6 protein-coding genes and 1 pseudogene are annotated in these 7,455 nt (G+C 40.6%); 6 read left to right on the plus strand and 1 reads right to left on the minus strand.

What is annotated here, in order from left to right; genetic code table 11:
- Window positions 1-61 precede the first annotated feature (61 nt).
- The 6 genes from BN1356_RS11785 (at window position 62) to BN1356_RS11805 (ending at window position 7,046) form a co-directional block, all read left to right on the plus strand.
- Entirely contained in the window at window positions 62-1,594 is a 1,533-nt protein-coding gene (locus BN1356_RS11785; protein ID WP_093651577.1) for a ClC family H(+)/Cl(-) exchange transporter, read from the plus strand.
- Window positions 1,595-1,670: 76 nt separating this feature from the next.
- Window positions 1,671-2,294 carry an endonuclease III gene (nth, locus tag BN1356_RS11790; RefSeq protein WP_093651578.1) on the plus strand — a complete coding sequence of 208 codons (624 nt, stop codon included), beginning with the start codon at window positions 1,671-1,673 and terminating at the stop codon, window positions 2,292-2,294.
- A 103-nt stretch (window positions 2,295-2,397) separates the two neighbouring features.
- Window positions 2,398-5,394: a type I restriction endonuclease subunit R gene (locus BN1356_RS11795; protein ID WP_093651579.1), complete on the plus strand. Its 2,997-nt coding sequence runs from the start codon at window positions 2,398-2,400 to the stop codon at window positions 5,392-5,394.
- A gap of 50 nt (window positions 5,395-5,444) precedes the next feature.
- Window positions 5,445-6,116, plus strand: coding sequence for a zeta toxin family protein (locus BN1356_RS11800; RefSeq protein WP_093651580.1), 672 nt, complete (start codon window positions 5,445-5,447; stop codon window positions 6,114-6,116).
- Window positions 6,109-6,270, plus strand: a complete 162-nt coding sequence (locus tag BN1356_RS12685) for a hypothetical protein (RefSeq protein ID WP_176694285.1) — start codon at window positions 6,109-6,111, stop codon at window positions 6,268-6,270. Before BN1356_RS11800 ends, BN1356_RS12685 begins: the two co-directional genes overlap by 8 nt.
- Before the next feature lie 224 nt (window positions 6,271-6,494).
- Entirely contained in the window at window positions 6,495-7,046 is a 552-nt protein-coding gene (locus BN1356_RS11805) for a Panacea domain-containing protein (protein WP_245620348.1), read from the plus strand.
- 108 nt (window positions 7,047-7,154) lie between these two features.
- On the opposite strand, the pseudogene BN1356_RS11810 reads toward BN1356_RS11805, so the two are convergent.
- Window positions 7,155-7,455, minus strand: a pseudogene (locus BN1356_RS11810) (transposase); the annotation flags it as partial.

Genomic DNA, 7,455 nt, shown 5'->3' on the forward strand with positions numbered 1-7,455 from the left:
GCCGGACTATTCTTGCCCATTTTTCGCAGAAATTTATTCACTTTTGAGAGGGTATTTGTAAATGGAAAATCATCACAAGGAAGTAAAATTTATTTCTCAGTCAATTCTCTATGCTGTTTTTCGTGGCAATTTAGTTGGCGTATTAGTTGGTTTGGTTGTTGTGGCCTTCCGTCTGGTAATTGAGAAAATTTTTAAACTTGTAGGTCTTGCATATGTGATATCACATGACCAGCCGTATTATCTCCTCCTGCTCATTCTATTTTACATACTCATTATCTTTGTGGTTGGAAAAATGATAATAGCCGAACCACATACGAAAGGGTCGGGGATTCCTCATGTTGAAGCTGAATTGAAGGGTATTTTGCAACTAAACTGGTGGTCAGTTCTCTGGCGGAAGTTCATTGGTGGTAGCCTTTCAATTGCATCCGGTCTTATGCTTGGTCGTGAGGGACCAAGTATACAGTTAGGTGCAGTTACAGCAAAAGGGATAGCCAAAAGTCTCAAAGCTAGTAAGATGGAAGAAAGAAGTCTTATCGCTAGTGGAGCAGCAGGTTTGGCAGCTGCCTTTAATGCCCCTATTGCAGGTCTTTTGTTCGTAGTTGAAGAAGTGTATCACCATTTTTCGCGCTTGGTATGGGTTTCAGCCTTGGTGGCCAGTATTACAGCAAATTTTATCTCTCTCAACGTTTTTGGCCTAACTCCAGTTCTTCAAATGCCTGGAGAAATGACTTTATTGAAACTTACCCAATACTGGATTTACATTATTTTAGGAATTCTTCTAGGTTTGGCTGGATACTTTTATGAAGTTGTAATTCTCAATATTCAGGAGTTCTATCATTTTATTATTCGTTTTATACCAATTCCAGCCCCTTATTTTAGTAGCCTTGCTTTTTTCTTTATACTTCCGATTGGTTATTATATGCCTGGACTACTGGGTGGTGGACATCATCTGATTTTAGAGTTGCCACATACCCAACCAAGTTTAAATCACTTATTTCTCTTTCTGATAATTCGATTTATTTGGAGTATGATTTCTTATGGTTCTGGTTTGCCGGGAGGTATTTTTCTCCCAATCTTAAGCTTAGGTAGCATCTTGGGCATGTTAGTTGGTACTATGGCATTATCGGTTGGTTTGATTGAACAAGAGCAAATAACTATGTTTCTTGTACTGGGAATGACAGGATTCTTTGCGGCTATTTCAAAAGCCCCTTTAACATCCATGATTCTGGTAACGGAAATGGTTGGTGATATGCGGCAGTTGATGGTCATTGGACTGGTTGCAATCAGCTCCTATGTTGTTATGGATTTGCTTGGTGGGGCTCCAATCTACGAAGTTATGCTGGAAAAGATCTTGCCTGATGAACTTAAAGCTACTTCTGATATGACTCTAATCGAAGTAGTTGTTTCGGAACACTTGGCTAATCGTTTTGTCAGTGATTTGCAGCTTCCAGAGAATTGTTTAATTACCAGTCAGATCCACCACGGTAAAAATAAAGTTGTCAAAGGGAATAGCCAACTACATCTTGGAGATTCGATTTATGTTGCTGTTCCAGTTTCAGATATTCACCAAATTCGTCAGATTTTGGAAGCTTAAAATTCTTTAGACATTCTGATGATGAATCAATCTGCTACATGATACAATAGAGACATAACAAAGAAAGAATTGAAAAATGGTATTATCAAAAAAACGTGCACGTAAAGTTTTAGAAGAAATTATCGCCCTCTATCCAGATGCTCAGCCTAGTCTGGATTTCCGCAATCATTTTGAACTAGTTTGTGCGGTCCTACTTTCGGCTCAAACGACCGATGCGGCGGTTAATAAAGCGACACCAGGCCTATTTGCTGCCTTCCCAACGCCTCAAGCCATGGCGGAAGCAGATGTGAGCGAGATTTCAAAGCATATCTCTCGCCTAGGCCTCTACCGCAACAAGGCCAAGTTCCTCAAAGAGTGCGCCCAACAATTGCTAGATCGCCATAATGGAGTAGTCCCACAAACCAGAGAAGAACTCGAAGCCCTATCTGGTGTGGGGCGCAAGACAGCTAATGTGGTCCTCAGCGTGGGCTTTGGCATCCCAGCCTTTGCAGTAGATACCCATGTCGGGCGTATCTGTAAGCATCATGATATTGTCAAAAAATCAGCTACTCCACTGGAGACGGAAAAGCGCGTGATGGAAGTCCTACCACCCGAACTCTGGCTTTCCGCCCACCAAGCCATGATTTACTTTGGCCGCCAAGTCTGCCATCCAAAAAATCCAGAGTGCCACAAGTACCCGCAGCTCTATGAGTTTGATTAGAAAAACTTCCTCCTAATTAAGGGAGGATTTTTTACTTTCGGATAATTTTCTCCAGTCTTTCTATGCTATAATAGAAGCAGTATTGATAGAACAGGAAGAGCCTATGAAATATACAGGAGAATTGGCCATTGAAGAGCAGTTGATTGATCAGCTGACATCAGGAGAAAGCCAGTGGACTTATCGAAAAGACCTCAAAAGGGAAGATGCCCTTTGGGATAATTTCTTTTCTAAACTGGAGCAAAACAATGTCCATGTCCTTGATGGGCAGTTGCTAACCAATCAAGAAAAAGCTCAGATTAAAAACCAACTCAACTTTGTTAATTACTTTGAAGCTTCTAAATGGTTGGCAGGTGAAAATGGCGTTGCTAAGGTCCAGGTACAGCGAGAAGATGCTAGTCTTGGTACCATTCGGTTGTCTGTTATTTGGCGGGACAATGTTGCGGGCGGAAAATCATCTTATGAAATTGTCAATCAAGTCGAACGTGACAAGACCAAATCTGCCAATCAAGACCGCAGGCTAGATGTGACGTTGCTGATTAATGGCCTGCCAATGATTCATATTGAGCTAAAAAGTCGCCAACACCCATTTATGGATGCTTTTCATCAAATCAAAAAGTACGATAGAGAAGGCCTTTTTCACGGTATCTATTCGAGCTTACAGATGTTTGTTGTCTCAAACGCCACTGAAACCAGATACATCGCAGCAGCGAAAGAGAACAAGATCAATGACCAGTTTCTGACCAAGTGGGTAGACGAGAACAATAGACCAGTAGTTGATCTCTTTGCTTTTGCAGAACAAGTCTTGTCCATTCCTCGGGCCCACCAGATGGTCATGCAATATTCGGTCATTGATGATGATAAGAAAGCCTTGATTTTGCTTCGTCCTTATCAAGTTCATGCTATCGAGGCAGTACAGGCTGCCAGTCACCGTCGCCAATCCGGTTATGTCTGGCATACAACTGGTTCAGGGAAGACCCTTACATCCTACAAAGTAGCTAGAAATCTTCTCCAGATACCTGCTATTGCCAAAACTATCTTCGTTGTCGATAGACGAGATTTGGACCAACAAACTACCTCAAGCTTTTTATCCTACGCAGCCAATGACGTCATTGACATCGATGAGACAGATGATACGCATCAACTAGTTAAGAGTCTCTATGGCGATGATAAACGAGTTGTGGTGACTACTATCCAGAAAATCTCTACCATGATGCGTAAGATTGAAGAAGGGAAGTACCAAAGAGAGTTCCCTAAAATCAGTCAGCTTAATGTTGCCTTTGTTGTAGATGAGTGTCACCGTGCTGTCACACCTCTCGCTCAACAAACGATTTCGCGCTTCTTTGTTCATTCGCTCTGGTATGGCTTCACAGGAACGCCAATCTTTGCGGAAAACAAACGCAAACAAGTGGGGAATTTGGCACAGACAACAGCTCAACAGTACGGTGAAAAACTTCATGAGTACACCGTCAAAGAAGCTATCCATGATAATGCCGTCCGTGGTTTTCGGGTTGAGTACAAGAGTACTATCATCAGCAAGTCTGAACTCAACGAAAAAGACATTCCAGATGAAGTGTATGAATCTGAAGAACATATGCTAGAAGTCCTTGATGCCATCCTGAATCAATCTCGTGGACAACTAGGTTTTCAAAATGGGGTCGGCAAGACTTACAATGCGATTTTAACCGTGAAATCCATCGCCATGGCTCAGAAATACTACGAGCTATTAAAACGTGTCAAGAATGGCGAAACAAGGGTTACGATTTCTGAACGTGTCAAACAGGTCTTGCCGGACTTTCCTAAGTTCACTATTACCTATTCGGTAACGGAAAACGAAGAAGATTCAACCTTAAACCAAGACAAGATGAAAACCTCCATAGATGACTACAACCAGGAGTTTGGTACTCATTACACCATAGGTGACTTGCGGAGCTTTAATACTGACGTGAATAATCGTCTGGCTCGTAAGAAAGACAAGTACCTCTTTAGAGCTGAACAACTGGATTTAGTCATCGTTGTCAACCGACTTCTAACTGGCTTTGACGCACCTTGCCTCTCAACCCTCTTTATCGACCGCAAACCCATGCAACCGCAGGACTTGATTCAAGCCTTTAGTCGAACCAACAGGGTTTTTGACAAAGGCAAAAAGTACGGACAGGTTATCACCTTCCAAGTGCCTCATACCTTCAAAGAAGCAGTAGATAATGCTCTACGACTTTATTCTAATGGAGGAGAGAACTTTGTTTTGGCACCTGAATGGCCGGAAGAAAAAGCCAACTTCGACATGAGTTTGGCTCAGCTTCAGGATCAAATCTCTGACCAGGTGGATGTTGGCATAGATATTGAAAGTGCTAATATAGAACTCCTTAAAAAGTTTGCCAAAGTTTACCAAGAGTTTGACAAGTATTTTGCCTCCATCCAAGTCTATTCTGAGTACAATCAAGAAGAAGTGTTTGCACAAGCAGGTTTGACAGAAGAAATCCTTGAAAACTACATGGGGACTTATCAAAATATCATTGCAGAAATCAAACGACGTAGAGAAGATGATGATACGGACGATGAGCCACTGGATATCATGTACGAGCTGGAATCAGTCCATCTTGATGAAATCAACTACGAGTACATCATTTCCCTCATCCAGGCCTTTATACCACAGGCAGACGACCAGACCAAGGAACTCAGTCAAAAAGATATCGAAGCCATTGATGCTTACATAGCCAATTTAGGCAAGACCAATCAAGGTTTGGCACAAATCATTGCGGACCTCTGGTTGCAAATCCAGATGGACCCAGAAAGCTATCGTGGCCAATCCATCACCCACATCCTGGATCAGATGATTGAAGCTGTTATCGAGCATCAAGTCCAAACTATGGCCAAGAAATGGTATATGGGTTATGATGAGCTCATGTACCTGGTCAAAAACTACCGCCAAGGACATGACAAGCAACTTGGTGAAAGCCAGCTCAGCAAGAGTCAGCGATACAAGGACTACAAAGCCGACGTCCGAGATGCCCTCAACGTCCTCAAGTACAAAAAAGCCATCAAAGAAGACTACACCAAACTAATTGAAGAAGTCATTGAGCCATTGAGAGGGAGGAAGTAGCTAGGATGAAATAATTCCTTGCTTATGCTATAATGTGGTGAGGAATCAATATGGAAGATAAGTCATTAGAATATGCAAAAGTTCATAAAAGAGAGTTTTTAAACTCAATTTTAAAAAATAAGGAATTGAATCAAAATAAGGATGCTGTTTTCATGGCTGGAAGTCTTGGAGCGGGAAAGACTGAGGTTGCTGAAGCTTTAACGGCAGTTATGTCTAACTTGGTTGTGATTGATGCGGATTATTTTCGGAGTCAATTTCCTGACTATAATGGGAAAAATTCCAGCCTCTTTCAGAGAGGTGCAGCCTATCTAGTAGATTTTTGTTTTACTGAAGTTCTGAAAAAATCTTATTCTTTTATCCTAGACGGACCCTTTGCTATTGGCAAAGCCAAAAAGAATGTTGAGCGATCTATAAATCGGGATTATCAGGTATCAATCTATTATGTCTATCAAGATCCATTGATTGCTTGGGACTTTACCAAGGAACGTGAGCGAAAGCAAGGAAGGCATGTACCAAAAGAAACCTTTATCAATGCCTATTTTCAGTCTCGCAAGAATATTAGCGAATTAAAAAATCAGCTAGGAAATCAAATCAGTCTCCACATTGTCCAAAAAGACTATCAAAATAATATTTCAGATATTCAATTTGATGTAGACAGTCTTGATTTGATTCTTCCTCAGATGTATAGCCGTGAAGAATTGGAGGAAAAGATACATGATTAAATTTGAAGATGCTAAAGCTACCATAGATAAATATGATGGAAGTCTTTCCAAAATGTTCAACGAAGGCACCATCCGGGAAAATAAGCTTGTCCTCAAATGGGTTGCAGAAGAAGCTAACCGCAAACAAAGGAAATTAGTTGGTTTGGATAAGTAACAACTTGAATTTGGTGCAATTGTTTGCTACTATATAGTTAACAAAGCAACTTGATTGCTTGAAAGGAGTGGTGCCTTAGGGTGTCACTCTTTTTTTACATTTTACGATATCATTATAGAGAGGAGTAAGAAATGATTCGTCACATTATTTTTATAGCCAGTTCATACTGACTTGGTAAACAAATAGCTTGGCATTATGCAGCTGAAGAAATTAGCCAGAATTATTTGCAGGAACTAAGAGCCTTAACAAAAGAAAGGTTAGGCAAGCCAAATTTTGCTATTCATAAGCTTTCAACAGAATCAAAAGACTGGGCAAGCGTAGTTGAAAAAGGTAGTTTCTTTGCTTCTTTTGAACTCTATGACAGTTTTGAAGACTTTTTGGAAGAAATTGCTCTAGATAAGAAAATTACAGTATTAGATATTTCAAAATACCTCCTTGCTGTACAGCCTATGTCAAATCTGAAACTTCAAAAAATGATATATTTGGTTTATGCAGATTACTTGGTCAAGACTAAGAAAGCTCTCTTTGATGAACAAATAATTGCTATGCAGTATGGACCACTGATTCCTGAAGTTTATGATGCATACAAAGTTCATGGACGAGATGAAATCGAGACCAACAGCAAAAAAGTTATCTTAGACGAAATCACTCTGCCGATGGCACTTGCCAAGATACTACAAGCAGATGATAGCAAAGCTATTTTGGAATCCATCAAACAAACTATCGAGAACTACGGATCTAAGACTGCAAGCCAGCTAGTGGATATTACGTATTGAAAAGGAAGACCATGGAGTGAGGCACCTTTTCAAGGTCAGGAAATCACTGATGATTTGATACTGTCTCAGCACTATATTGAAGTAGTCTAGATTGACAAGATTGAATCATTAACGGTGTATTGCTAATAATATATATAGTACATAGAAAGAGGCTGGGCAAAAAGTAGCTTCAAATAAAACCACACAGAGATTTCAGTCTTGAAAACAATCAAGATGAAAAAATCACTGTGTGGTTTTTGAGTATTTGAATTTTTAGGGTCGAGATTCTTAGCCAATTTTGTGAGATTCATGCTCATGAATAGGAAGCCGATCTCCGTTTGGACGGCTTGATTGCCTCTGACATGAACCCTGCGCACGCCAAAAACACTCTTCAATCGGCCAAAAACGGGTTCGACATCGATTTTCCGTA

The organism is Streptococcus varani (assembly GCF_001375655.1).
Lineage (GTDB): Bacteria > Bacillota > Bacilli > Lactobacillales > Streptococcaceae > Streptococcus > Streptococcus varani.

Bases quoted from the DNA above. Each gene is read 5' to 3' on its own strand.
- BN1356_RS12685 (WP_176694285.1), top strand. From the start codon at position 6,109: ATGATTAAATTTGAAGATGCTAAAGCTACCATAGATAAATATGATGGA.
- nth (WP_093651578.1), top strand. From the start codon at position 1,671: ATGGTATTATCAAAAAAACGTGCACGTAAAGTTTTAGAAGAAATTATC.
- BN1356_RS11795 (WP_093651579.1), top strand. From the start codon at position 2,398: ATGAAATATACAGGAGAATTGGCCATTGAAGAGCAGTTGATTGATCAG.
- BN1356_RS11785 (WP_093651577.1), top strand. From the start codon at position 62: ATGGAAAATCATCACAAGGAAGTAAAATTTATTTCTCAGTCAATTCTC.
- BN1356_RS11800 (WP_093651580.1), top strand. From the start codon at position 5,445: ATGGAAGATAAGTCATTAGAATATGCAAAAGTTCATAAAAGAGAGTTT.